The 23,527-nt window shown below is 71.1% G+C and carries 29 protein-coding genes; 17 read left to right on the top strand and 12 right to left on the bottom strand.

Annotated elements, in window-relative coordinates; translation table 11 throughout:
- Positions 1-135: 135 nt before the first annotated feature.
- The 3 genes from ACZ7CD_RS12885 to ACZ7CD_RS12875 all read left to right on the top strand — a co-directional run bounded on the left by ACZ7CD_RS12885 (position 136) and on the right by ACZ7CD_RS12875 (position 2,594).
- On the top strand, positions 136-1,023 hold the full coding sequence (locus ACZ7CD_RS12885) for an SDR family NAD(P)-dependent oxidoreductase (RefSeq protein ID WP_360386271.1): 888 nt from the start codon (positions 136-138) through the stop codon (positions 1,021-1,023).
- Positions 1,024-1,162: 139 nt separating this feature from the next.
- Positions 1,163-2,155 (top strand): hypothetical protein, encoded by a 993-nt coding sequence (locus ACZ7CD_RS12880; RefSeq protein ID WP_360386274.1) that lies wholly within the window; start codon positions 1,163-1,165, stop codon positions 2,153-2,155.
- A gap of 166 nt (positions 2,156-2,321) precedes the next feature.
- Complete coding sequence (locus ACZ7CD_RS12875; protein WP_360386276.1) at positions 2,322-2,594, top strand: hypothetical protein; 273 nt, start codon at positions 2,322-2,324, stop codon at positions 2,592-2,594.
- 539 nt (positions 2,595-3,133) lie between these two features.
- Here ACZ7CD_RS12875 and ACZ7CD_RS12870 read toward each other — a convergent pair.
- Both ACZ7CD_RS12870 and ACZ7CD_RS12865 read right to left on the bottom strand, forming a co-directional pair.
- Complete coding sequence (locus ACZ7CD_RS12870; protein ID WP_360386279.1) at positions 3,134-4,000, bottom strand: ParB N-terminal domain-containing protein; 867 nt, start codon at positions 3,998-4,000, stop codon at positions 3,134-3,136.
- Positions 3,990-4,661, bottom strand: a complete 672-nt coding sequence (locus tag ACZ7CD_RS12865; protein WP_470378936.1) for a metallophosphoesterase family protein — start codon at positions 4,659-4,661, stop codon at positions 3,990-3,992. The genes ACZ7CD_RS12870 and ACZ7CD_RS12865 overlap by 11 nt, the downstream gene beginning before the upstream one ends.
- Before the next feature lie 64 nt (positions 4,662-4,725).
- On the opposite strand from ACZ7CD_RS12865, the gene ACZ7CD_RS12860 reads away from it, so the two are divergent.
- On the top strand, positions 4,726-5,802 hold the full coding sequence (locus tag ACZ7CD_RS12860) for a DUF2332 domain-containing protein (protein ID WP_470378935.1): 1,077 nt from the start codon (positions 4,726-4,728) through the stop codon (positions 5,800-5,802).
- Here the strand turns inward: ACZ7CD_RS12860 and ACZ7CD_RS12855 are convergent.
- Together ACZ7CD_RS12855 and corA are read right to left on the bottom strand one after the other, a co-directional pair.
- Complete coding sequence (locus ACZ7CD_RS12855) at positions 5,786-6,163, bottom strand: hypothetical protein (protein WP_470378934.1); 378 nt, start codon at positions 6,161-6,163, stop codon at positions 5,786-5,788. The genes ACZ7CD_RS12860 and ACZ7CD_RS12855 overlap by 17 nt on opposite strands.
- A 140-nt stretch (positions 6,164-6,303) precedes the next feature.
- Positions 6,304-7,377, bottom strand: coding sequence for a magnesium/cobalt transporter CorA (gene corA / locus ACZ7CD_RS12850; protein WP_360386290.1), 1,074 nt, complete (start codon positions 7,375-7,377; stop codon positions 6,304-6,306).
- A 290-nt stretch (positions 7,378-7,667) separates the two neighbouring features.
- Between corA and ACZ7CD_RS12845 the strand changes: the two genes are divergently transcribed.
- Together ACZ7CD_RS12845 and ACZ7CD_RS12840 are read left to right on the top strand one after the other, a co-directional pair.
- Positions 7,668-8,174, top strand: a complete 507-nt coding sequence (locus tag ACZ7CD_RS12845) for a MaoC family dehydratase (RefSeq protein ID WP_360386292.1) — start codon at positions 7,668-7,670, stop codon at positions 8,172-8,174.
- Between the two features lie 15 nt (positions 8,175-8,189).
- Positions 8,190-9,185: a DUF2332 domain-containing protein gene (locus tag ACZ7CD_RS12840; RefSeq protein ID WP_470369385.1), complete on the top strand. Its 996-nt coding sequence runs from the start codon at positions 8,190-8,192 to the stop codon at positions 9,183-9,185.
- A 29-nt stretch (positions 9,186-9,214) separates the two neighbouring features.
- On the opposite strand, the gene ACZ7CD_RS12835 is transcribed toward ACZ7CD_RS12840, so the two are convergent.
- Positions 9,215-9,628 (bottom strand): NUDIX hydrolase, encoded by a 414-nt coding sequence (locus ACZ7CD_RS12835; RefSeq protein ID WP_470378933.1) that lies wholly within the window; start codon positions 9,626-9,628, stop codon positions 9,215-9,217.
- A 141-nt stretch (positions 9,629-9,769) separates the two neighbouring features.
- On the opposite strand from ACZ7CD_RS12835, the gene ACZ7CD_RS12830 reads away from it, so the two are divergent.
- From ACZ7CD_RS12830 to ACZ7CD_RS12815, 4 genes are all read left to right on the top strand, one after another.
- Positions 9,770-9,928 (top strand): hypothetical protein, encoded by a 159-nt coding sequence (locus ACZ7CD_RS12830; RefSeq protein WP_170067890.1) that lies wholly within the window; start codon positions 9,770-9,772, stop codon positions 9,926-9,928.
- A gap of 76 nt (positions 9,929-10,004) precedes the next feature.
- Positions 10,005-10,565, top strand: coding sequence for a PH domain-containing protein (locus ACZ7CD_RS12825; RefSeq protein WP_360386300.1), 561 nt, complete (start codon positions 10,005-10,007; stop codon positions 10,563-10,565).
- A 36-nt stretch (positions 10,566-10,601) separates the two neighbouring features.
- Positions 10,602-11,459, top strand: a complete 858-nt coding sequence (locus ACZ7CD_RS12820; protein WP_360386303.1) for a PHP domain-containing protein — start codon at positions 10,602-10,604, stop codon at positions 11,457-11,459.
- 7 nt (positions 11,460-11,466) lie between these two features.
- Positions 11,467-12,081, top strand: coding sequence for a MarC family protein (locus ACZ7CD_RS12815; protein ID WP_360386305.1), 615 nt, complete (start codon positions 11,467-11,469; stop codon positions 12,079-12,081).
- A 5-nt stretch (positions 12,082-12,086) separates the two neighbouring features.
- On the opposite strand, the gene ACZ7CD_RS12810 is transcribed toward ACZ7CD_RS12815, so the two are convergent.
- Positions 12,087-12,389, bottom strand: coding sequence for an ArsC/Spx/MgsR family protein (locus tag ACZ7CD_RS12810; protein ID WP_360386308.1), 303 nt, complete (start codon positions 12,387-12,389; stop codon positions 12,087-12,089).
- A gap of 84 nt (positions 12,390-12,473) precedes the next feature.
- On the opposite strand from ACZ7CD_RS12810, the gene ACZ7CD_RS12805 reads away from it, so the two are divergent.
- A complete protein-coding gene (locus ACZ7CD_RS12805) occupies positions 12,474-13,313 on the top strand; it encodes a RecB family exonuclease (protein WP_360386310.1) in 840 nt (279 codons plus the stop codon).
- Between the two features lie 54 nt (positions 13,314-13,367).
- Positions 13,368-13,667, top strand: coding sequence for a hypothetical protein (locus tag ACZ7CD_RS12800; protein WP_360386312.1), 300 nt, complete (start codon positions 13,368-13,370; stop codon positions 13,665-13,667).
- Positions 13,668-13,873: 206 nt separating this feature from the next.
- Here the strand turns inward: ACZ7CD_RS12800 and ACZ7CD_RS12795 are convergent, their stop codons facing one another.
- Genes ACZ7CD_RS12795 through ACZ7CD_RS12785 form a run of 3 tightly spaced genes read right to left on the bottom strand, consistent with a single transcriptional unit; the run spans position 13,874 to position 17,798 of the window.
- Entirely contained in the window at positions 13,874-14,749 is an 876-nt protein-coding gene (locus tag ACZ7CD_RS12795) for an alpha/beta fold hydrolase (RefSeq protein ID WP_360386315.1), read from the bottom strand.
- 8 nt (positions 14,750-14,757) lie between these two features.
- Complete coding sequence (locus tag ACZ7CD_RS12790; RefSeq protein WP_360386318.1) at positions 14,758-16,089, bottom strand: Rv3212 family protein; 1,332 nt, start codon at positions 16,087-16,089, stop codon at positions 14,758-14,760.
- Positions 16,090-16,094: 5 nt separating this feature from the next.
- Positions 16,095-17,798 carry a DEAD/DEAH box helicase gene (locus tag ACZ7CD_RS12785; RefSeq protein ID WP_360386320.1) on the bottom strand — a complete coding sequence of 568 codons (1,704 nt, stop codon included), beginning with the start codon at positions 17,796-17,798 and terminating at the stop codon, positions 16,095-16,097.
- Positions 17,799-18,063: 265 nt separating this feature from the next.
- On the opposite strand from ACZ7CD_RS12785, the gene ACZ7CD_RS12780 reads away from it, so the two are divergent.
- Positions 18,064-18,708 carry a ferritin-like fold-containing protein gene (locus tag ACZ7CD_RS12780; RefSeq protein ID WP_360386323.1) on the top strand — a complete coding sequence of 215 codons (645 nt, stop codon included), beginning with the start codon at positions 18,064-18,066 and terminating at the stop codon, positions 18,706-18,708.
- Positions 18,709-18,751: 43 nt separating this feature from the next.
- On the top strand, positions 18,752-18,976 hold the full coding sequence (locus ACZ7CD_RS12775; RefSeq protein WP_053739329.1) for a DUF3107 domain-containing protein: 225 nt from the start codon (positions 18,752-18,754) through the stop codon (positions 18,974-18,976).
- Positions 18,977-19,036: 60 nt separating this feature from the next.
- On the opposite strand, the gene ACZ7CD_RS12770 is transcribed toward ACZ7CD_RS12775, so the two are convergent.
- Positions 19,037-19,351, bottom strand: coding sequence for a DUF4873 domain-containing protein (locus ACZ7CD_RS12770; protein WP_360386325.1), 315 nt, complete (start codon positions 19,349-19,351; stop codon positions 19,037-19,039).
- Positions 19,351-20,034 (bottom strand): TetR/AcrR family transcriptional regulator, encoded by a 684-nt coding sequence (locus ACZ7CD_RS12765; protein ID WP_360386328.1) that lies wholly within the window; start codon positions 20,032-20,034, stop codon positions 19,351-19,353. Before ACZ7CD_RS12765 ends, ACZ7CD_RS12770 begins: the two co-directional genes overlap by 1 nt.
- A 61-nt stretch (positions 20,035-20,095) precedes the next feature.
- Here ACZ7CD_RS12765 and ACZ7CD_RS12760 point away from each other — a divergent pair, with 61 nt between their 5' ends.
- Entirely contained in the window at positions 20,096-20,983 is an 888-nt protein-coding gene (locus ACZ7CD_RS12760) for an AurF N-oxygenase family protein (protein WP_360386331.1), read from the top strand.
- The gene (locus tag ACZ7CD_RS12755; protein WP_470378932.1) at positions 20,956-21,744 is read left to right on the top strand and encodes an alpha/beta fold hydrolase; all 789 of its coding nucleotides are present in this window, start codon (positions 20,956-20,958) and stop codon (positions 21,742-21,744) included. The genes ACZ7CD_RS12760 and ACZ7CD_RS12755 overlap by 28 nt, the downstream gene beginning before the upstream one ends.
- A 60-nt stretch (positions 21,745-21,804) precedes the next feature.
- On the opposite strand, the gene ACZ7CD_RS12750 is transcribed toward ACZ7CD_RS12755, so the two are convergent.
- A complete protein-coding gene (locus ACZ7CD_RS12750; protein ID WP_360386336.1) occupies positions 21,805-22,434 on the bottom strand; it encodes a TetR/AcrR family transcriptional regulator in 630 nt (209 codons plus the stop codon).
- Between the two features lie 127 nt (positions 22,435-22,561).
- On the opposite strand from ACZ7CD_RS12750, the gene ACZ7CD_RS12745 reads away from it, so the two are divergent.
- Positions 22,562-23,515 (top strand): alpha/beta fold hydrolase, encoded by a 954-nt coding sequence (locus ACZ7CD_RS12745; protein ID WP_470378931.1) that lies wholly within the window; start codon positions 22,562-22,564, stop codon positions 23,513-23,515.
- The last annotated feature ends 12 nt before the right edge of the window (positions 23,516-23,527 follow it).

The following is a 23,527-nucleotide window of genomic DNA, read 5'->3' as shown; positions in this document are numbered from 1 at the left end:
TTGGGCGCTCGGCAGCGTCACCTCAACGAAACGTGGTGAGCACCGCTTCGGTTGGTCCGCACGCTTGTCGAAGGCGGGTACAGGGCCACAGGGGGGTCAGGGGAACCACCGCCGAGAACCGAAAGAGAGCGTGCAATGGGGATCCTGGACGGAAAAGCCGTCGTCATCACAGGGGCGGGCCGAGGACTCGGCGAGGCCTACGCGATGCACGCGGCGCTGGCGGGCGCCTCGGTGGTGGTCAACGACAACGACGGTGACCTGGCCGAGAACGTGGCGGAGCACATCCGCGGCTACGGCGGCCGCGCGGTCGCCTCCAACCACACGGTGGCGGACCCGAGCGAGGCCGCGAAGATCGTGGACCTGTGCGTCGACGAGTTCGGCCGCATCGACGGCCTGGTCAACAACGCGGGCCTGAACTACGAGACGCTGCCGTGGGAGGACGACCCGGAGACCATCCGGGAGGTCGTCGAGGTGAACGTGCTCGGCGTCATCTACGTCGGAATCGCCGCCATGCGCGCAATGCGCGGGTCCGGCGGCGGCTCGATCATCAACATTTCCTCCGGCGCCTCCTTCGGCCAGCGCAAACTCGGCACCTATTCCGCGACCAAGGGCGCGGTCGCGTCGCTGAGCTACTCGTGGGCGCTCGACCTGGAGTCCGAGGGCATCCGCGTGAACGCCGTCTGTCCCGTCGCCCACACGCGAATGGTGTGGAAGTCCGAACGTTCCCTGCGCGCCATTCCGGCCGACCGCACACCGGGCAAGGTGGCGCCGCTGGTGCTGTTCCTGCTGTCGGACCGTTCCGAGGGCATCACCGGGCAGGTCGTGCGGTGCAACGGCAGGCAGCTGCACATCGTGGGGCAGCCGTACTTCAAGCAACCGATCCTGGAGAGCGACAACTGGGACACCGCCTCCGTGGAGCGGGCGTTCACGGGCGTGCTGCAGGCCCACCTCGAACCGTACGGGCTGGAGAAGAGGATGCCTCCCCGGCTCCGCGCACTGGTGGAGCCGTCGCAGACCGCCTGAGCCCGCGGCGGCCGCGCGGACCTGCCGTCACGGTCCGCTTCCAGGGCATGTGATCACCGATTGAGGCGCTCGGGTGACGTTTCCGCACGTCACACGGATGGCTGCGGAAATTGTCAGTGGTGCCTGTCACCATCGGTCCATGGCCGATCGCAAACCCAGAGTCACCGACTGGCGACTCGTCGTGCAGTCCCGGTTGGACCGGGTCCGCGCGGATCTGGCTGCGCTCGGCCCGTCCGACCCGGTCGACCCGGAGGGCGACGTCTGGCGCCGCACGGCCGAGGAGCAGGCCGCCGTGGTGGAGGCGATGCTGACCGACCGCGAGCCGTGGTGGCGCATGGTGCCGTCGTGGTGGTCGGGCTGGTACATCGAGCGGGCCTGGCGCGCGCTGCACGAGGCCGAGGTGGCGACGATCTCGGCGGAGCGCGGTTTCCTCGGCCGGCTGCCGGGCCTGCAGGCGCGCGTGGCGCAGTACCTGGACGACGACGACCCCCGCCGCCGCGCCCTGGAGTCGTTGCGGCCGGGGGAGTTCACGCCCGCGGTGGAACGCGCGATCGTGGTCGACGCCCTGCGGGCGGCGTACGACAACTCGGACTTCGCCCACGCGGGCTCGCGGGCGTTGCGCAACAAGCTGATCGCGGCGTCACTGGTGCTGTTCGTCATCAACACCGTGCTCGGCGTCGTGAGCATCGTGAAGCCGGGCATCATCCCGCTGTGCGTGGACCCGAAGGAGAACGCGCTGCCGACGGTCTGCCCCGGCGGCACCGCCAAGGCGTCCGGAGTGGACGTCTGGCTCGTGCAGGTGCTCGGCGCGTTCGGCGCGGTGCTGGCCGCCGTGGTCCTGCTCTTGCGCCGCCGGCCATCGCTCTCGCCGTACGTGATGATCGGCTACCAGGCGCTGATCAAGATCATGCTCGGCGCGGCACTGGCGGTGGTCGGCATCCTGGCCCTGGGAGCGGGCGTGACGAGCGGCCTGATCGGCATCCCCTCGGCCGCGGCACTGCTGCTGTGGGCGGTCATCTTCGGCTACGCGCAGCAGATCGGCACGCGGCTGCTGGACAAGTACACCGACGAGGTGCTGGACCAGGCCCGCCCCCTGCCGGACGCGGACAGCCCCCGCGTCGCACCGCGCTGACCGGCAGGACGAACGCGCCGACCGGTCGACGGCTGCCCGGTGCGGGGCGGGTGGTCCTGCGTGCCCATGACAGCGGCGGGCCGTTCGTTCGCCGTGCCGCGCCGAGTGGTCGGCCGAACGGTCGCGCACCGACCAGCCGCGCTGGTTGCCGGTTACCGTCGCGGTCATGAACGCGTCAGAGCGGGTGGCCGCGCGGGTGCGAGCCGACTTCCGCCCCGAGGAAGCGGGCGAAGCCCTGCGGGAGCTGGCCGGCACCGAAACCGGCAACCAGGACGTCGAACGGGTGCACGCCGCCGTGGTGCTGGCGGCAGGAGGGAGCCTTGGGCAGCTGAGGAAGCTCGTGGAGCTGAGCCACGTCGACTGGCGGGACGTGCTGATGGCGGGCGGGCTTGCCGACGGCACCTGGCCGGAGGTGGTGGAGCGGGAGTTCGGCGGCTGACGGCGGGCGGCTGGCAGTGGGCGGGTGACGGTGGGCGGCTGACAGCGAGCGGCTGGCAGGGGCGGCTGGCAGAGGGCGGGTGACGGCGGGCGTCGGTCCGCGATCCGCCTCAGCCGCGACCCGCTGGTCGCGATCAGCGTCGGCCCGTGAGCCGTGGTCGGCGCACGGCCTGCCCGCGTCCCGCCTGCTCGCGTCCCGCCGGTCCGCGACGGGCGCCGGTCTGCGGTTGGCGCCGGTCTGCGGTCGGCGTGGGCCGCGATCTGCCTCATCCGCGACCCGCTTGGCCGCGACCCGCTTGGCCGCGACCCGCGTCGCCCGCGAGCCGTGTCCGGCACGCGGGCAGCGTTGGCGGTGTGCTCGGCCGCGACCGCCAGCCCGTGACCCGCCAGCCCGCCACCCGCCAGCCCGCCAGCCCGCCACCCGCCAGCCCGCCACCCGCCAGCCCGCCACCCGCCAGCCCGCCACCCGCCCGGCCCGCAAGCCATTAGCCCGCAACCCAGCACCCCACGCCCCGCCCGCGCCCCCACACTCCCAGCCCGCTACCCGCGCGTCGGCCGGCCGGGCGGTCGTGCCTCCGCGCGGACGGCGTTGATCACCTCCGGGTCCCAGCGGTGCGTCCTGATCAGGCGGTACCGCTCCGCCGCCACCCACAGGTAGGCCTCGGCCTCGGTGCGGTCGCCGATCATGTCGGCCTGCCGCAGCAGTGCGACGACCGGCCGGTACTCCTCGGTGTACCAGCGGCGGGCGACCGTGGCGCGGTCCAGGAACTCGCCCTCGTCCTGCGACAGGCGGAAGCCCCACGCCTCCACGCACTCGCCGAGCTCGGCGTAGTCCCACGGGTCGGACAGGACGACGTCCGCACGGGCCTCCCCGGTCAGCGGCACGCGGTCCAGGAACAGGCGGCGGTAGTCCTTCACGATCAGGTCGCCGCGGTAGCGGATGCCGGCCGCGTTGATCCGGGTGATCACCTGCGTCACGTAGGCGTCGATCGTGGACAGGCCCATGGCGTGCGCGACGGACACGCGGTGGTGGCCGTCGATGATGAAGTGCAGCTCGCCGATGCGGTACACCTCGATCGGCGGGACGTTCTCGCCGCGCCGGGCGGCCAGGGCGAGGCGTTGCCAGCGTTCGCGCACGCGGCCGGAGGTCGGGCGGAAGCGGCGGTCGAAGTCGCGGCCGCGGTCGACGCTGCCGACGATCGAGTCGAGGCGGATGTTCTGCAGGCCGAGGCGTTTCTCCGAGACCATGCCGAGGGCGTCCACGACCTCGTGGAACGGCAGCATGATGTTCACGTCGTCCGGCTCGCGGCGCAGCCAGGCCGCCAGGCGGGACATCACCTGGCGGCGGCGGGCGCGGGTGAAGTCGTTCTCGGCGTCGGCGAGGGGGAAACCGGTGTCACGTCTCATCGAGGGCTCCGGGGATCGTCAGCACCTTGTGCCCGACGACGTTGACCACGCGCGTGCCGCCCAGCAGGCGGTCGGGGCGAGGGACGCCGTGCGGGTGGATGTGGCCGTGCAGCAGGAAGCCCGGCTGCAGGCGGGAGACCAGGTCGTGCAGGCAGGAGAAGCCGCGGTGGGGTGCATCGGGCTCGTCGCCGCAGCCGAGCGGCGGTGAGTGGGTCAGCAGCACGTCCACGCCACGTCCGTCCCGCAGCCTGCGCCACCCGGCCAGCCGGGAGACCCGGCGGGCGCGGCGGGCCTGCTGCCGTTCCGTCCACTGGTTCGGACCCCTGTTGTAGCGGATCGAACCACCGAGGCCCGCGATCCGCAGGCCGGCGACGTCGACCACGCGTTCGTCCGCGTTCACCGCACCGGGTGGACCTGGCCAGCGGACCGGCACACCCGCCTTGGTCCACAGGCCGCGCACGTTCGAGTAGCCGGACAGGTCGGCGTCGTGGTTGCCGGGGACGAACACCAGCGGCTTGTCCAGGGCGTTGGCCAGGAACTCCAGGTAGTCGAACGGCAGGTCGCCCGCCGCCAGGACGAGGTCGACGTCCGAGTGCTGGTGCACCTGATCGGTCCACAGCTGTTCGACCACTTCGTCGGCCACCGCCAGGATTCGAGGCATTCCAGCAGCGTAATGACGCTGCGCCGGGATGACGCGGGACAGCGCTGCCACTAGCGTCGACGGCGTGCTTGCCGAGCTGTTCGCCGCGGCCGCCCACGGGTGCCGCGACCGCAGTCCGCTGACCCAGCGACTCCTCACCGACGCCGCCGAGGACCTCCGGCGCGGCGGCGTCACCGCGCGGGTCATGGCCGGTGCCGAACGCGACCGCGAGGGCAGCGTGCCCGGCCTGCGGTTCGCGGGCGCCGTGCACCGGCTCGTCCTCGAAGGACGCGCGCCCGCGCTCGCGAAGCACTACCCGTCCGTCGGCGGCCGGCCCGACCTGCCGCGGCTGTGGGAGGACGCGCTGCCCGCCCTCGACGAGCACGCCGACCTGCTGCGGCGGCGGGTCGGCGCCACGGTCGTGCAGACGAACGAACCCGGCCGCAGCGCGCCCCTCTACGGCGGCCTGCTGGTCGCGGCGCAGGAGGCGGCCAGGGCGGCGGGCCGGCACGTGCCGTTCTGCGTGCGGCTGCTGGAGGTCGGTGCGAGCGGCGGGCTCAACCTGCGCCCGCACCACGTCGGCTACCGGCTGCCGGACCGGGTGCTCGGCGACCCCGGCAGCACCCTCGTGCTCGACCCGGAGTGGACCGGCCGCCCGCCCGCCGACCTCGGCCACCGGCTGCGCGTCGTCGGGCGCGCCGGCTGCGACCTCGACCCGGTCGACGTGTCCACCGAGGACGGCCGGCTGCACCTGAGCTCGTTCGTCTGGGCCGACCAGCCGCTGCGGTGGAACCGGCTGCGCGCCGCGCTCGACCTCGCCGCGGCGGACCCGGTGCGGGTCGACCGGTCGGCCGGCCCGGAGTGGCTCGCGCGGCAGCTGGCCCGCGCCGAACGCGACGTGCTCACCGTCGTGTGGCACTCGGTGGTCTGGCAGTACGTCTCACCGGCCGACCGGGCGATGGGCAGGGCCGTGCTCGCCGACGCGGCGGCGAGGGCGACGCCCACGGCACCGTTGGCGCTGCTGGTGTTCGAACCGCGCCGCGAGATCGACTACAGGTTCGCGCTGATGCTCAAGCTCTGGCCGGCCGGGATCTCGCTGTGCCTGGGCGTCGGCGAGGGCCACGGCATCCCGTTCACCTGGAACGTCACCCCGTGGGAGTGACCACCAGGTTCACGACGTACCGGCCGTCCCTCTCCTCGACGGGCGCCGTGAACTCCGACCGCGTGCCGTAACGGGTGTACTGCACGACGACGGCGCCGTCGCGGTAGAACCCGCCGTCCACGCGCGCGGTCGCGAAGTGCTCGACCGTCGACTTCGCCACGTCCTCGCCGCCGACGGCGAGCAACGGCTGGAGCCGGTGGAAGTCGTTGGCGCGCAACGCACTCGTCACCTCCGCCGCCAGCTCCTCCGGCGTGTCCTCACCGGGTTCGGACCAGGTCGCGATGGAGACGAACACCATCGCGAGCCAGCCCACGGCGAAGACGAGGATCCAGAAGCGCAGGTTGCGCAGCCGGTCGTGCACGTCAGGGCGTTCCGGAGATCAGCACGAACACGGTGGTGATCCAGCAGAGCAGGAACGCGAGGATCCAGAACCGGATGTTGGTCAGCAGCCTGGTCATGACGGGGCCCTTCTACAACGAAGAATGCGTGCGAAATCAGGACTCACAGCCAGCGATTTCGGCGCAGTATTCGGTAGAGCGTCAGGCAGGCGATGAGGACCAGGCTCATCACCAGGGGGTAGCCGAACTTCCACTTGAGCTCGGGCATGTAGTCGAAGTTCATGCCGTACACGCCGACGACCATGGTGGGCACGGAGATGATCGCGACCCACGAGGTGATCTTGCGCATGTCGGTGTTCTGCTGCAGCGTGATCTTCGCGAGCGTCGCGTCGACCAGCGTGGTCAGCAGCTCGTCGAACGCCGTGACGCGTTCGGAGACCTCGGTGAGGTGGTCGTCGACGTCGCGGAAGAACGCCCGCACCTGCTCGGGGATGAGCGGCGTGTAGCCCTCCGCCAAGCGCCGCAACGGGTTCGCGAGCGGCATGACCGCGCGGCGCAGCTCGACGACCTCGCGCTTGAACATGTAGATCTGCTCGGCGCTCACCTCGGTGCGCGGCGCGAAGACCCGCTCCTCCATGCGGTCGATGTCGTCCTCGATGTGATCGGTGACCTCGAGGTAGTTGTCGACGACCTGGTCGGCGATCGCGTGCATCACCGCGGCGGGGCCGATCTCCAGCCGCTCCGGGTCGTCCTCCAGCACGTGGCGCAGCCGGGAGAGGCCGGAGTGGTTGCCGTGCCGCACGGTGATGACGAAGTCCTTGCCCAGGAACACCATGATCTCGCCGGACTCGACGATCTCGTTGGCGGTGTCGGGCGACTCGTTCGTCACGTAGCGCACGGTCTTGAAGACCATGAAGAGCGTGTTGTCGTAGCGCTCCAGCTTCGGGCGCTGGTGCGCGTGCACCGCGTCCTCGACGGCGAGCTCGTGCAGCCCGAACGTCTCGGCGATGCCCTCGATCTGCTCGGCGTCCGGCTCGTGCAGGCCGATCCAGACGAACCCGTCCTTGCGCTTGCGGACCTCCTTCACCGCGTCGGTGTGGGTCCAGCGGCCGGGCAGGCGCTTGCCGTCGACGTAGACCGCGCAGTCGACCACGTAGTGCGACAACGGCACGGAGATGTGCGGCGGTGCGGGGCGCTGCTGCGCACCGCGGCCGCGGATCGAGGGCAGGCTGGGCATGGTGAGTTCCTCCAGGGCCACACGTCGTCGAAGATCGTGAACACGACGGGCGTCCTGACCGGGAAAGCTCGAACCGCCTAGAACTGGAACGATCTAGCGGGCCACCTCGGTGAGGACGCGCTTGGTACTGGCAGGGTGGGGGTCCTTGCTCATTTAGGGGTCCTCACCTCCTCGGGGCGAAGTCGTCGGTGGTGGAAATCCTCACACACCGGTTGCCGAGACTACTCCCCCTCCCATAACACTGTCTCCCCACCTGGGACAGATCTCGATCACACGTAGTTGGAGGCGCGGTGCAGTTCGGTCGGTACTACGAGGAGTTCGAGGTCGGAGCGGTCTACAAGCACTGGCCCGGCAAGACGGTGACGGAATACGACGACCACCTCTTCTGCCTGCTCACGATGAATCACCACCCGCTCCACATGGACGCGAACTACGCGGAGAACACGACGGACTTCGGCAAGAACGTCGTCGTCGGCAACTACGTCTACTCGTTGCTGCTGGGCATGTCCGTGCCCGACGTCTCCGGCAAGGCGATCGCGAACCTGGAGATCGAGTCGCTGCGGCACGTGAAGCCGACGTTCCACGGCGACACGATCTACGGTGAGACCGAGGTGCTCGACAAGACGCCGTCCAAGTCGAAGGACGACAGGGGCGTGGTCTACGTGGAAACTCGCGGCTACAAGCAGGACGGCACGGTCGTGTGCATCTTCAGGCGCAAGGTCATGGTGCCGAAGCAGTCCTACGGCGAGGCCCGCGGTGGCGAGCAGCCCGGGCGCCCTGAACCTGCGGCGGACTGATTGTGGGGTAGTGAAGTGACTTCTCTGGACCTGGCACGACAGCGCCTGCGCGAGTTCGCCCTGGAGGCGGCGGCGACCTCGCCGCTCTACGAGCACCTCGCGTCGCGCGCCGCCGAGGATCCGGAGGTCGCCGACCTGCTGACCGCCGCCGGCGAGGAGCACGCCACGGGCGAGCTCCTCCTGGCGGCGGCGCACCGGCTCGTGCAGGCCGAGCCGTTCCACCGGCTCTCGAACTACTACCCGTCGCTGGGCGGCACCTACGGCGCGGACGAGAGCACGTGGCCGCTCTTCCGGGACTTCCTGCTGGAGCGTTCCGAACGCGTGCGCGCGTTGGTCTCCACCCAGGTGGTCCAGACGAACGAGGTGCGCCGAGCCGCGTTGCTCTACCCGGCGGTGGCCGCCGCGGCCAAGCAGGCCGGCGGGCCGATCGGGCTCGTCGAGGCCGCCACGACCGCGGGCCTGCTGCTCGGGCTCGACCAGTACTCCTACCGCTACCAGACAGCCGAGGCCGGCCAGGTCGTCGCCGGGCCCGCCAAGGCCGCGCTGGGCCTGCACTGCGCGCTGGAGCTCGCGCCCGGTGCCGTCCTGCCGAAGCTGCCCAAGGCGGTCAAGGTGGCCGCGAAGGCGGGGATCGGGGTCTCGCCCGCCGACCTGGCCGACGAGGACGCCTACGCGTGGCTGGAGGCCTGCGTGTGGGCCGACCAGCCGGAGCGGCTGCGGCTCTTCGGCGTCGCGTCGGGGGTGTTGCGCAAGAACCCGCCCCGCCTGGTCGCCGGCGACCCGGTGACCGACCTCGCGAAGGCGGCCGACCCGATCGACGCGCCGCTCGTGGTCGTCACCAGCGGGTCGGGACTCGACCTGGTGCCCGCTTTGTCTACTTTGGGCAGGGACTCCTGGTGGGCGGCGCACGAGGAGGGTGAGGTGCGCCTCATCCGGGTGCGTGACGGCGAACCCTCCAGTGCGACCCTGGCGACGACCGAGGCGCACGGGCAACGTCTCGTTTGGCGCTGAAGGCCGCCGCCCGTTCGTGTGAACCCCGATCAGGTCCTGGGCAGGCAGTTCCAGCCGGAGAGCGTTTCCACGAGCCCTTCGGCGGTCCGAAGTGTGGCCAAGGTCGCACTGTCCACCCAAGCGACCTCCGAGGCGTCATCGCCCGCTCGGAGCACACCCGACCTGACCTGGCACTCGTAGTCGTGGATGAGGAAAACCCCGTTCGGGGCCGGTCGCTCGACGCTGCCGACGAGGTGACCAACCGTGACCACCAAACCGGTCTCCTCCAGCAGTTCCCTGGTCACAGCAGCCTCATCCGCCTCACCCGGCTCCACGCGCCCACCCGGTGTCGACCACAGGCCCTCACCTGGTGCGTTGGCCCGTCGCACGAGCAGCAGTCGCCCGTTCGAGTCATGCACGACGCCGCCGACACACCGGATCATGCCCCCGCTGCTCCCCGTCATGATCACGAAGCGTAGTCACACCGGAACGGCGGTGCGGTGGACTACCCCAGCTGCGGTACAAATCTCCCAAGGCGATCGGTCGTGCTGTACAACGGTCACGAACGGCGCCAAACGGGTGCGAACGCGGACGGGGTGGACACCGTGAACTTGAAGAAGATCCTCACTTTCGCCGGTATTGCCTTGCTGCTGTTCTTCCTCATCGCGGAGCCCCAGCAAGCAGCGCAGCTGGTGCAGAACATCCTCAACTCGCTCCGCACTGCGGCTGAGGCCCTGATCACCTTCGTGCGACAATTGTTCTAGGCTCCCCGGCTCCCGCTGGGAGGCCAGGAGCAGGGCAGACAGGGCACTGGCTGGTACCAGGAAGGGCTGGTAGCGCATGTTCGCACCACGTGATCCAGACGACTACCTGCTGTCGAGTGAGCGTCGGGTCATCCGGGTGCGCAGGCACTGGTCGTACCTGATCTGGGACGTGCTCGAAGCGGCGGCGCTGCTCGCCGGCTTCATGATGATCTCGTACCTGCTCCCGGCCAACGCCGGAGTGATCCAGAACGTGCTGTGGTACGGCGCGCTGCTGGTGCTCCTGCGGCTCGCCTACTTCATCATCGAGTGGTGGGTCGAGCGCATCGTCGTGACCGACAAGCGGTTCATGCTGACGTCGGGCGTCTTCGAGACCAAGGTCGCGATGATGCCCATCGGCAAGGTCACCGACCTCACCTACGAGCGCACGGTGGCCGGCCGCATGTTCGGCTACGGCACGCTGATCGTCGAGTCGGCCGGTCAGATCCAGGCGTTGAACCGCCTGGAGTTCCTGCCCGACCCGGAGGACGTCTACGACGCCATCTCGGAGCTGACCTTCGGCGACAAGAAGGCGCAGGCCGAGCGGTTCTCGATGATCAAGGCGCAGCGGGCTGCCCGCGGGAAGAAGATGGTCCCGTAACACGGGCTGTGCACCACGTCGTCCACACTGGACGACGTGGTCATCGATCTGCACACCCATTCGTCCGAGTCCGACGGCACCGACAGCCCCGCCGAGCTGGTGAGGGCGGCGGCCAGAGCCGGGCTCGACGCGGTGGCCATCACCGACCACGACACCTCGGCCGGCTGGGCGGAGGCCACGGCGGCGCTGCCACCCGGCCTGCGGCTGGTGCGCGGCGCCGAGCTGTCGTGCGAGTGCCCTGACGGCTACGGCCGCACGATCACGGTCCACCTGCTGGCCTACCTCTACGACCCGACGCACGCGGCGTTGATGGTCGAGCAGTCGCGGCTGCGCCAGGAGCGCAGGCAGCGGCTGCAGAAGATGGCCGAGATGATGCAGGCCGACGGCTTCCCGGTCGACCCGGTCGACCTGATGCAGCGGCTGCCGTTCGACGCGCCGGCCGGTCGCCCGCACCTCGCGCAGGCGCTGATCCGCGCCGGGGTCGTGGCGTCGGTCGACGAGGCGTTCGCGACGTTCCTCACCGGCGGCGCCTACTACGTGGGCCGCACGGACACCCCCGTCGAGCGCGCGATCGAGATGATCACCGAGGCGGGCGGCGTGACAGTGCTGGCCCACCCCTTCGCCCGGTCGCGCGGCCCGGTCGTGGCGCCCTCGGTGGTCGAGTGGCTGGCCTCGATCGGCCTGACCGGTGTCGAGGTCGACCACCCCGACCACGACCAGGAGACGCGGGCGGCGCTGCGGTCGCTGGCCGGGTCACTGGGGCTGCTCGTCACCGGGTCGAGTGACTACCACGGCACGAACAAGACCGTCCGGCTCGGCGCGGAGACGACGGCGCCGGAGGTGCTGGATGCTCTGGCCGAACGGGCGACGGGCGGCAAGATCCTCGTGGGGTAGGTGACTCGTGTTCAACGTGCGGCTCTTCATCGAGGCCACGATCACGCTGCTGGTGATCATGGACCCGCCCGGCACCGTGCCGGTGTTCCTGGGGCTGGTCGGCCGCAAGTCTCGCGACGCCCGCAAACGCGCCGCACGGCAGGGCGTGCTGGTGTCGTTCCTGGTGATCACGCTGTTCGCCGTCGCGGGCAACTCGATCCTGGCCTACATGCACATCGGCATCCCCGCCCTGCAGGGCGCGGGCGGGCTGCTGTTGCTGCTCATCGCACTCGACCTGCTCACCGGCAAGGGCGCGACGAACCACCCCGAGGTCGAGGACGTCAACATCGCCCTGGTGCCGCTGGGCACGCCGCTGCTGGCCGGGCCGGGTGCGATCGCGGCGACCATCGTGTTCGTCCGGCAGGCCGACGGGGCGGTGGGCTCCTACCTGGCGCTGGCCGCGGCGATCGTGGCCGTCCACCTCGTGCTGCTCGGGACGCTGCGGTCGGCCGGGCTGCTGATCAAGGTGTTCAAGGAGAGCGGAATCCTGCTGATGGCCAAGATCGCCGGTCTGCTGCTGGCCGCGATCGCCGTGCAGCTCGTCGCGTCGTCCGTGCAGGGTTTCATCACGTCGGGCGTCTAGCGCTTCTACCGTTCGATGTGCGCCTTGTCGCCGTCGATGAGGATCGGGCGCTCGATCAGGCTCGGGTTGGCGACCATGTGCTCGATCCACTTCACGCGGTCGTGCTCCAGGGTGGCGGGGTAGGCCGGTTCCTTGGTGCGCGCGATCTCCCACGGCTCCTTGCCCAGCAGCGTGAGGACGTGGTCGAGCTCCTCCGCGGTGGGGGCGTCGTCGAGGTAGCGGCGTTCGGTGTACTCGACGCCCTCGTCGTCGAGGCGCTGCTTGGCGGCGCGGCTCTTGGAGCAGCGCGGGTTGTGCCAGATCTCCATGCCGTTCATCTTCCGCGAACGCACCGCCGCCCGCGAAGCAGGGGCAATCCAAAAATGTCAGGGTGACTGAGTAACTTGGTTGGGGTGGAACAACTCGGCTTCGACTTCGGCACCGCGGCACCACGCCGGCTCGTGCGCGTCACGCCCGCGAAGCTCTCGACGTGGACGAGCTGCCGGCGCCGTTACCGGATGACGTACCTGGACCGGCCCACTCCACCGAGGGGCGGGGCCTGGGCGCACAACACGCTCGGCGCGGTCGTGCACAACGCGTTGAAGGCGTTGTTCGACCTGCCCGCCGAGAAGCGCACGCCGGACCAGGCCGTGGCGCTGGTGAACCGGCAGTGGAAGTCGGAGGGCTTCCGCGACGCCGAGCAGGCCGCTGAGTACCGGGCCCGCGCCGGCGGGTGGGTGCACGACTACGTGGCGGGGCTGGACGTCGACTTCGAGCCGCTGGGCGTGGAGCGGTGGGTGTCGTCGCCGACCGAGCGGATCGTGGCCGAGGGGCGGGTCGACCGGATCGACCACCGCGACGGCGAGCTGGTGATCGTCGACTACAAGACCGGGCGGCACGTCCTGGACGCCGACGACGCCCGCGGCTCGCAGGCGCTGGCGCTGTACGCGCTGGCCGCGCGCCGCACGCTGCGCAAGCCGTGCCGCCGCGTCGAGCTGCACCACCTGCCGTCGGGGTCGGTGGCGGTGTGGGAGCACACGGAGGAGTCGCTGGCCCGGCACGTGCGGCGGGCCGAGGAGGCGGCGGACGAGATCGACCTGGCCGCGGAGACGTTGAAGGCGGGCGGTGACGAGGACGTCCTGTTCCCGCCGCAGACCGGAAGGCAGTGCCAGTGGTGCGACTTCCGGCGCAGCTGCCCGGAGGGGCAGGCGGCGGCACCGGCCATCGAGCCGTGGTCGCTGCTGGCGCCGTGAGACCGCCGGCGGCCCTCCGGCCGCGGGTGATCGGGGACCCGTAGGGTGGCTGAGGTGGAAGTCGAAGCAAAGCGGCCGGCGCGGATGAGCGGAGTCCTGCGCGCCGTGAGCGGGGTGCTCGCGGTGGGCCTGGTGCTGCTCGCCCTGGGGAACATCGGCGTCCAGTTCTACGCGAACTCCCGCGACCTGCCGGGCCCCGGCGGACTCTCGGTGACCGCGCACGTGGTGGCCGCGGTGCTCGTCATCGCGGGCCAGATCGTGGCCGACCGCTACGCCGACTGGCGCGCACCGGTGGCCTCGCTCGCGGTGCTGGCGGTGTCGGGGGCGACGCTGTGGACGTTCTGGTGGGCGTAGGGGGCTGGGCTCGGGCCTGAGAGCTTGAGCGTCGGCGAGGAGCACGGCGGGTGCGCGGACTGGGCGGCGCTGCTCGCGTTCGTCCTCTCGGCGGCATCGCGAGCGGCGGCACCTGCCGCGAGGGCCCGGTCTGCTCCGGTGGGTTCGAGACCGTCACGCTCGACGTGACGGCCACCGACCGCGCGTTCCGGCTGGCCTTGTGCTCGTCACGGGGCCAGCCAGGCCCGCCAGGTCGGCAGCAGCGTGGCGATGAGCTCGTGCGGTGCCTCGGTGTTCGGGGAGTGCATCACGCCCGGCAGCACCGCGAAGTCCGCGTCCAGCCGCTCGGCCATGTCCCGCTGGACGGCCGGGCTCCACGCGTCGTCGGCGTCACCGCACACCACCAGCGCCGGCACACCGGACGACCGCAGCGCCCGCGACAGCTTCGCGACCTGGTCCGGTTCGGAACGCAGCCCGTTGCCCATGCCGAGCAACGCGGCGGCCGGCGACCTGAGGAAGCGGTTGCGGTAGAAGTCCTTCAGCTCCTGCGGCAGCGCGGCCCACGCCGGGTTCCGCGACGACCGCAGCTCGTTCAGCCGCTGCGTGCCCTCGACGCCCTGCTCGGCCAGCACGTGCTCGCCGACCTCCAGCACCGAACGGCGTTCCCCGGCGGGCAGTTCGGCCGGACCGGACGACATCAGCGTGAGCCCCGCGACCGGTGCGCCCGCGAACACCGCCGCGCGCGCCACCAGACCGCCGTAGGAGTGGCCGAGCAGCAGCACCCGGCGGCCCTCCGCGGCGATCTTCTCGACCAGCTCCGCCACGACCGCGCCCAGCGGGCCCGGCCGGTACAGCGCCTCGTCGTCGGGACCGGCGGAGTCCTGCTGGCCGGGCAGGTCGATGGCGACCACCTCGAACCCGGCGTCCGCGATGGGGTCGAGGATCGGGCAGAAGTCCTCTTTGGACCCCGTGTACCCCGGCACCAGCAGTGCCGTCACCCGCAGCGCGTCGTCGACCGCCGGCGCGCGCAACGCCGCGATCGTGCCGTAGCGGCCGGGGAGGTCGACGCGTGCTGCCCGGTGCGGGCTGATCTGCGAGTACACCTCACGAACTATCGCAGCGCCACCAGGGTTTCGCCACGCTGCTCGAGGACCACGGGTCCGGCTGTGGCGAGCTGCACAGGGCCGGTCCAGCCGTCGCGGTTCACCCGGATCGTGCCGACCAGTGCGCCCGTGGCCTGCTCGTACACCCGCAGGCCCTCGCGCACCGGGACCAACGCGCGCCCCGCGAGCGTGGTGCCGGCACCGGACGTGGCGTCCGCGGTCCACTGTGGAGTGAGCGAGTCCTGCGCCAGCGCGACCGTCTTGGAGCCGCTGAACCAGAACACGTTCGTGGCCGTCGTGAACGACCGCGCCACGTGGCGCGGCGGGTCGGTGAAGTCGGTGGAGGGGAGGTCGACCGGCGCCTCGGAGACCTGCGAGCCGGTCTCGGCGTCGAACACGACGATGCGGCCCGGGTCGGGCAGCGCGACCGCGACCAGCCGGTCGGTGACGGCGACGACCTGGGCGTTCTTGCCGCCGGTCAGCACGCTCGCGAACACCTTGGGCTCGTCGGACTTGTCCGGGTTCGGCTTGAGGACCGTGATCCGGTCGGAGCCGTCGTCCGGGCAGCGCTCCACCAGCGCCACCCGGCCGGACGTGACGGCCATCGAGCCGTAGGAGCAGCCGACCCGCGGCTGCTTGCCCGGGTTCACGATCGCCCGCAGCGCGCCGTACTCCATCGAGCGCACCAGGTCGTCGCGGCGGTAGACCTCGACGAACCGGTCGCCGGTCGTGATGAGGTGCGAGCCCTCGTTCAGCAGCGCGGCACCCGGTTCGGCGTCACCCGTGCGCTGCGCCTTCCGCTCACCGCTCACCCCGTCGAGCGAGGTGAGCTCGGAGCAGTTGGTGCCCTTGGAGTACAGCGCCATCGCGCGGCCCCAGCCCGTGCCCACCACGCACAGCGGCAGGTCACGGGTGTAGCTCCAGCGCGCGTCACCCGTCAGCGGGTCGCGCCCGGTGACCTCGCCGCCGTCGCCGGTCACGACCGTCGACGGCTTCTCCTCGCCCGTCTCCTTGAGCTGGGTCTGGACGACCACCGGCCACGGCGTCGCACCGCTCTTCGCGCGCCAGACCTCGCCGAGCGTCGGCGGCAGGGCGGCCACCTCGGGCAGCTGCGGCCAGGTGGACGGCCCGGTGACCGACGTCGTGGCCCGTGCATCACTGAACGCCCAGGTCAGCACGGACGCGACAACCGCGGCGACCGCGATCAGCGCGACCGCGACGAAGTCGGCGCGGGTGCGCCAGGACCTGGCACGCGGACGTTCCTCGACGGGCGCCGGGTCGTGCTCGGGCTCGTCGAGGACGTCCTCGACATCGGTGACGTCGGAACCGGGGGTGGACATGGTGATCAGTCTGCCGAAGGAGCGGCCTGTTCGGCAGAGGTTCGACGACGACGGCGCCGGCGCGGCTTGTCCGACGCGGAGCTCTCGGCGGCCTCGGCGGGTGCCTGCGCCTCGGTCTGCTCGCCCGCGAGCGACACGCCACCGCGGCTGCGGGTGCGCGACCGGGACCGCTTCGGCCTGGTCTCCTCGGCCGCCTCGGGTGCGGCCTGCTCGCCCGCGCCCTTGGTGCCGGTGCGGCGACGGCGCTTGCGCTTGCCGTCGTCGAGCTTCTCCTCCTCCTCGGCGTCCAGACCGGCCCGCGTGCGGTGGCTGAGCGGCAGCCGGCCCGTGGAACCGGACGGGATGCCCAGGTCCGCGAACAGGTGGTCGCTCGTGGAGTAGGTCTCCAGCGGCTCGTCCTGGCCCAGGTTCAGCAGGTCGTTGACCGACTTCCAGCGCGCGGTCTCGTCCCAGTCGACGAACGTGACGGCGACACCCTCGCGACCGGCGCGACCCGTGCGGCCGATGCGGTGGACGTAGGTCTTCTCGTCCTCGGGGCACTGGTAGTTGATGACGTGCGTCACGTCGTCGATGTCGATGCCGCGGGCGGCGACGTCGGTGGCCACCAGCACGTCGACCTTGCCGCTGCGGAACGCCCGCAGCGCCTTCTCGCGCGCACCTTGGCCCAGGTCACCGTGCACGGCGGCCGCGGCGAACCCGCGCTCGGTCAGGTCGTCGGCGACCTTCTGGGCGGTCCGCTTGGTCCGCGCGAAGATCATCGACAGGCCGCGGTCGCGCGCCTGCAGCACGCGGGCCAGCATCTCCGGCTTGTCCATCGAGTGCGCCCGGTACACGAACTGCTTGGTGCGCTCGTGCGTCTGACCGGCGTCGTTCTCCTCGGCGCGGATGTGCGTCGGCTGCGTCAGGAACGTGCGGGCCAGCGTGATGATCGGGCCCGGCATGGTCGCGCTGAACAGCATCGTCTGGCGCTGGTCGGGGACCATGTTCAGGATGCGCTCGATGTCGGGGAGGAACCCCAGGTCGAGCATCTCGTCGGCCTCGTCGAGCACCAGCATCCCGACCTTGCCGAGCACCAGGTGGCGCTGTTCGGCCAGGTCGAGCAGGCGGCCCGGCGTGCCGATGACCACGTCGACGCCCTTGCGCAGCTGTGCGATCTGCCGCTCGTAGGGGATGCCGCCGTAGATCGCGGTCACGCGCACGCCCAGGTGCTTCGCCGCGGCGGTGAGGTCCTGCGTCACCTGGAGACACAGCTCACGGGTGGGGACGACCACGAGGGCCTGCGGGGTGCCGTCGCCGGGCGTGTCGAGGCGGTGCAGCAGCGGCACGCCGAACCCGAGGGTCTTGCCGGTGCCGGTGCGCGCCTGACCGATGACGTCGTCACCGGCGAGCGCGATGGGGAGCGTCAGCTCCTGGATGGCGAACGTGCGCTCGATGCCGGCCTCGCCGAGCGCCTTGACGATCTCGTCGCGCACGCCGAGCTCGGCGAACGTGGGGGAGTCGGTGCGCACCGGGGCGTCGGCCTGCAGCGGGTGCGACGTGTCTTCGACGGGGACGGTCTCGCTGTGCTCCAGGAGAACCGGGTCCAGATGTGCTTCTACTTCAGCGGTCAGGGTGATCAGCCTCTCTCGTACCAGCGCGCACTCAGCCCTGGCCGGGCCTCTCGACCGCGCTCTCCGATGGAGCTGCGGGAAAGGTGTGCACGCACCCATTCGCGGCGCCTGCCCAGGAACGACAGGGGTCACAGCGTGGTCGTCACACTCGTCACGCCGGGCGCCTGTTGCACATTCTACCTGGAAAGACGCCTTTGACCACCTGCTACGCCGAACACGACCGGCACCGGGGCCCGCCGGGACCGCTCCCACGCCTGACGAGCACGTGCTGGGGGCACGCGGCGGGTGTGTTCGGAGCAGGCCGAGCGCGTGACGGGCGGCGTGACGGGCGGTGGGCACCGGTCGCGCCACTAGAGTTCGGGCCATGGGTGTTGCGGAGGGTGTTGTTGATCTTCTTGGAGCGCTGGCCTACGGCGAGCTCTCCGCCTTCGACCGGATGACGGAGGACTCCCGCTCGGCGCCGACGCTGTCCGGGCGTGCCGCGCTCGCGCAGATGGCCGCCGCGGAGATCGGGCACTTCACGTTGCTGCAGAAGCACCTGGCCGAGCACGACCTCAGGGTCGAGGACGCGATGGCGCCGTTCGTCACCGGGTTCGACGCCTTCCACGAGTCGACGAGCCCCAAGTCGTGGCTGGAGTCGCTGGTGAAGGCGTACGTGGGCGACGGCCTCGCCGCGGACTTCTACCGCGAGGTCGCGGCGTGGCTCGACGACGAGCCGACCCGCGAGCTGGTGCTCGCCGTGCTCGCCGACACGGGTCACTCGGCGTTCGCTGAGCGCGAAGTCCGGGCCGCCGTGGAGTCGGATCCGCGGGTGCGCGACCGGCTCGCGCTGTGGGGCCGCCGGCTGCTCGGAGAGGCGTTGACGCAGGCCCAGTACGTGGTGGCGGAGCGGGACGGGCTCTCGGAGCTGATCATCAGGGGGTCGGGGGACCTCGCTGGGATCGGTCAGCTGTTCCGCCGTCTCCAGCAGTCGCACGCGCGGCGCATGACGCAGCTGGGTCTGGGCTAGGTAGGCTCGGCCGTAGATTTTTCTCTTGAGCACGGAGGTCAGCGTGGAGGTCAGGATCGGCGTCGCGGACAGCCCGCGGGAACTCGTCGTGACCAGTGAGCTCAACCCGTCCGAGGTCGAGGCTCTGGTGGCGGACGCGGTGTCCGGCAAGTCCAGCGTGCTGTCGCTGGTGGACGCCAAGGGTGCGCGGTTCGTCGTGCCCGCTGGCCGCGTCGCGTACGTGGAGATCGGCCCGCAGGACTCGCGCAAGGTCGGGTTCGGCGCCTGAAGCACGGTCGACGAGAAGGGCCCCGGTCATCGCGACCGGGGCCCTTCTCGCTGTTCGGCGTCAGTGCCCGGCGGGCTCTTCGACCCGGTAGGGCGGCGTGGAGGTGCCGCCGACCCGGTACCGGCCCCACGGGTCCTGGTCGGTGAGCGTCCCCTCCGCCTGCCCGGTGGGGGTGCGCAGCAGCGCGGTCCGCGCGCCCGCTTCGACCCGGTTCGTGACCTCGTCGTTCTTCTTCACGCGGCCGTACCAGTGGTAGCGGCCGTCGATCGGCTGGAAGTAGCCGCGCAGCTCGACCTCGACCGCGACCTCCTCCTCCCCGAAGACGAGCGTGGCCGCGCCGGTGTAACCCTCTTCGTCGTGGTCGTGCTCGCTCATCAGTCCACCAATCGCAGCTGGGTGAGGGGCTGTTCGGGGTCGATCTGGATGCCGCCCGCGCGCAGCAGGCCGTCGATGGCGTGCCAGATGATCGTGGCGAGGTAGTCGCTGAGGTTCGCGCGGGACATGGTCTGCCGTTCGAGCCACCAGTCGCCCGCGTTCTGCACCATGCCGACGAGGCCGTGCGCCCACGGCTCGGCACCGCCGGAGTCCATGTCGAACGCGCGCAGGTAGTCGCCGAGGATTCGGGCCAGCGTCGCGGCGATGAGGTTCTTGTCCTCCTGCGCGACGTCCTTCTCCACCGGGCGGTCCACGAACGAGCCCTTGACGACGAACCGGTAGAGGTTCGGGTTCTCCTCGATGACCGACAGGTAGGCGTCGACGATCCGCTCGATGCGGGCGCGGATCGGGCCGTCGGCGGCGAGCGCGGGCCCCATCCGCTCCATCAGCAGCTCGGTGGCCTTCTGGCCGACCGCGAGGTACAGGTCCGACTTGTCGGTGAAGTGCCGGTACAGCACGGGCTTGCTGACGCCCGCCTCCGCGGCGACGTCCTCCATGCCGACGTCGGGGCCCTTCTTGGCCACGACGGCGATCGTGGCCTCCACGAACTCCGCCCTGCGCTGCTCGCGATGCCCCTTCCACCGCTCACGTCGCGCGTCCGGCCCCTTGACAGTGCGTGCCATGTGACGCACGCTACCAGAAGTAACCGTTACCTCAAGTAACACTTACCGGGGAGGGCAACCGATGAGGGTCGCCGATCGGGAGAAGACGGCGGAGAGGCTGCTGAAGTCGTCCGCGGAGAAGTTCTACGACCCGGAGGTGGACATCGACTGGTCCGCACCGCTGGTCGACGGTCTCTTCTACATCCCTGAGCAGCGCATCTCGCTCTACGGCACACCCCTGTACGACTCGCTGACGCACGAGCAGCGCATCGAGCTCTCGAAGCACGAGCTGGCCTCGATCGCGTCCGTCGGCCTGTGGTTCGAGCTGCTGCTGATGCAGATGCTGGTGAAGGTCGTCTACAACTCCGACCCCACGACCCGGCACGCCCAGTACGCCCTGACCGAGGTGGCCGACGAGTGCCGCCACTCCACGATGTTCGCGCGCCTGGTCGAACGCGTCGGCTGCCCGCCGTACGGCCCGGTCAAGCACACCCACCGCCTGGGCAAGCTGCTGCCGGCGATCGGCTACGGCCCCGCGATGTACGGCTCGATCCTGGTCGCCGAGGAGATCCTCGACCGCCTGCAGCGCGAGGCGATGAACGACGAGACCGTGCAGCCGCTCGTGCGGATGGTGAACCGCATCCACGTGCTGGAGGAGGCCCGCCACGTCCGGTTCGCCCGCGAGGAGCTGCTGCGCGGCATGGAGGGCCTGCGCGGCTTCGAGAAGCCGTACCAGAAGTGGCTCATCGGCTACGTCTCGATGATGATCACCCGCACGATCGTCAACCCGGACGTCTACGCGGCCGTGGGCCTGGACGTGCGCGAGGCCCGCCGCCAGGCGCTCGCCAACCCCCGCTTCCAGGAGACCATCCGCTGGTCCGGTGAGCGGATCATGTCGTTCCTGCAGGAGGCCGGACTCGTCGGAAAGCCGGGGATGCGCTCGTGGCGCCGCTCGTTCTTGATCGCCTGAACGTCGTCACGTCGGGGCCCTCGTCCGCCGGCGTGACCGCCGTCCTGCTGCACGGCTGGACCATGGACCTCACGACGTGGGACCGCGTCGCCGGGGCGTTGCCGGGCCGGGTCGTCCGCTACGACGTGCGCGGCCACGGCCGTTCCCCCGGCGAGGGCCCGTCCCCGACCCTGGCGGAACTGGCCGACGACCTCGCCGCCGTGCTGGCGGAGCACGCCCCCACGGGCCGGATCGTGCTGGCCGGCCACTCGCTGGGCGGCATGACCATCATGGCGCTCGCCGAGTCCCACCCAGAACTGTTCGCGCGCGTCACGGGGGTGGCGCTGATCGCCACGTCGTGCGGGAACCTCCCCGCGGTGAGCGCCGTCGAGCGCTTGGCGGCGAAGTGGCTGGTCACACGCCCGAAGATCGGGTTCGGCCGCGTGCTCGCGCCTGGTCTGCGCGTGACCTTCGGGCGCCGTCCCCGGTGGTCCGACGTGCGCGCCGCCGCGGCCATGGCGGGGAACACGACCGGGACCGCGTTCGTCGGCCTCCGCGAGGAGCTCACCCGGCACCAGCGCCGGGAAGCGCTCGCGGTGCTGTCGTCCGTGCCGACCGTGGTGATGGCCGGGGCCTGGGACCTGCTGACGCCGATGCGGCACGCGCGGGCCATCGCCGAGGCGCTGCCGTCGGCGGAGTTCGTGATCTACCCGAAGACCGGGCACATGCTGCCGCTGGAACGGTCGGAGGACGTGGCGAGACGCATCGCCGCGCTGATGTGAGCTTCGCGCTCGGTCGAACGGCCCCTCGCCCGCGTGGGTGAGGGGCCGTTCGGTGTCACGTCAGTGCTGCAGCGGGAACCCGCCACCGATCCCGCGCCACGCCAGGTTGGAGATCAACGCCACCGCGTCCTCCTTCGGCACCCGGCGGTTGTCCGCGAGCCACGACCGGGCTGTGACCTGCGACAACCCGACGAGACCCACGGCCAGCAGCCGTGCGCGCTCCGGGTCGAGGCCCGCGTCGGCCGTGATGGTGTCCGTGATGGCGTCGACCGAGTCGGTGGTGGCGCGTTCGACCGCGGACTGGACCGCCGGTTCGGAGCGCAGGTCCGACTCGAAGACCATGCGGAAGGCCTGGCCCTCGCCGTCGACGAAGTCGTAGAACGCGGCCACGGCGGCGCGGACGCGGAGCTTGTTGTCCGTCGTGGAGCCGATGGCGGTGCGCACGCGGCCGACCAGCTCGTCCACGTGGGACTCGAGCAGGGCCATGTACAGCTCCAGCTTGCCCGGGAAGTGCTGGTACAGCACCGGCTTGGACACGCCCGCGCGTTCCGCGATCTCGTCCATCGCCGCGGCGTGGTAGCCGTTGGTGACGAACACGTCCTGCGCCGCTGCCAGCAGTTGCGCGCGGCGTGCGGTGCGCGGCAGTCGAACGCCCCTGCCTGCGGGTGCGCTCTGCGCCGTCTCCGTCATGGTGCCTCCAGCACTGGTCATCACTGCCGTCGGGTCGAGCGCCGGCCGACCGCGGCGTGGCCAACCTTACTCGCTGGTAGCCCACTTGAGGGAACCATCTCCCGCCCGGTTCCCGCATCCTGGGGAGATGAGCACGCTGATCCCCGCCCCGCTGTCCACGGCCGAGCTGCCGCCGCTGGACACCGACCAGACGCCCTGGCCGGGTGAGTTCTGCCGGATCGACGACCACGAGGTGCACGTCAGGGTCACGCCGGGGAACGGGCCGCCCGCGGTCTACGTGCACGGGCTCGGTGGGAGCGCGACCAACTGGACGGACCTCGCGGCGCAGCTGCGGGACCACGTCAGCGGCTCCTCGATCGACCTGCCCGGTTTCGGGCGGTCGGAGCCGATCCCCGGCTACGACTTCAGCCTCGCCACGCACGCCCGCACGGTCATCGGCTACCTGGAGACCCGCGGCGAGCCCGCGCACCTGTTCGGCAACTCCATGGGCGGTGCGATCTCGGTCATCGTCGCCGCGACCAGGCCGGACCTGGTCCGCACGCTCACGCTGGTCTCGCCGGCCGTGCCCGACCTGCGGCCGCGCCTGGACCGCATGTCCGACCCGCGGATGGCGCTCGCCGTGCTGCCGGTCATCGGCGCGAGGGTGCGCCGCGAACTCGCGAAGCTGACCCCGCACGACCGCACCCGGCAGATGCTCCAGCTCTGCTTCGCGGACCCGAGCATCGTGCCCGACAACCGGATCGAGGAGTCGATCGCGGAGAACGAGGAACGCGCGCGGCAGCGGTGGGCCGGCCGGGCGCTCAACCGCAGCACCGTCGGGTTGATGACGCACTGGCTCACGCCGGGTGCGAAGTCGCTGTGGCGGTTGTTGCCGCAGGTCCAGGCGCCGACGCTGGTGCTGTGGGGCGAGCACGACCGGCTGGTCAGCGTCCGCAAGGGACCCCGCACTGCGCAGCTGCTGCCCAAGGGACGACTGCTCGTGCTGCCCAACACCGGGCACGTCGCCCAGATGGAACGGCCCGCCACCGTCGCGAGGGCGGTGCTGGGCATGTGGGAGGCGGTCGACCGGCACTCGTGGTGACGAACGACGGCC

The sequence above is a fragment of the Lentzea sp. NPDC036949 genome (assembly GCF_055608075.1).
Note: the sequence above shows the minus strand (reverse complement) of the source record. Positions and strands in the feature narration are given on the sequence as shown.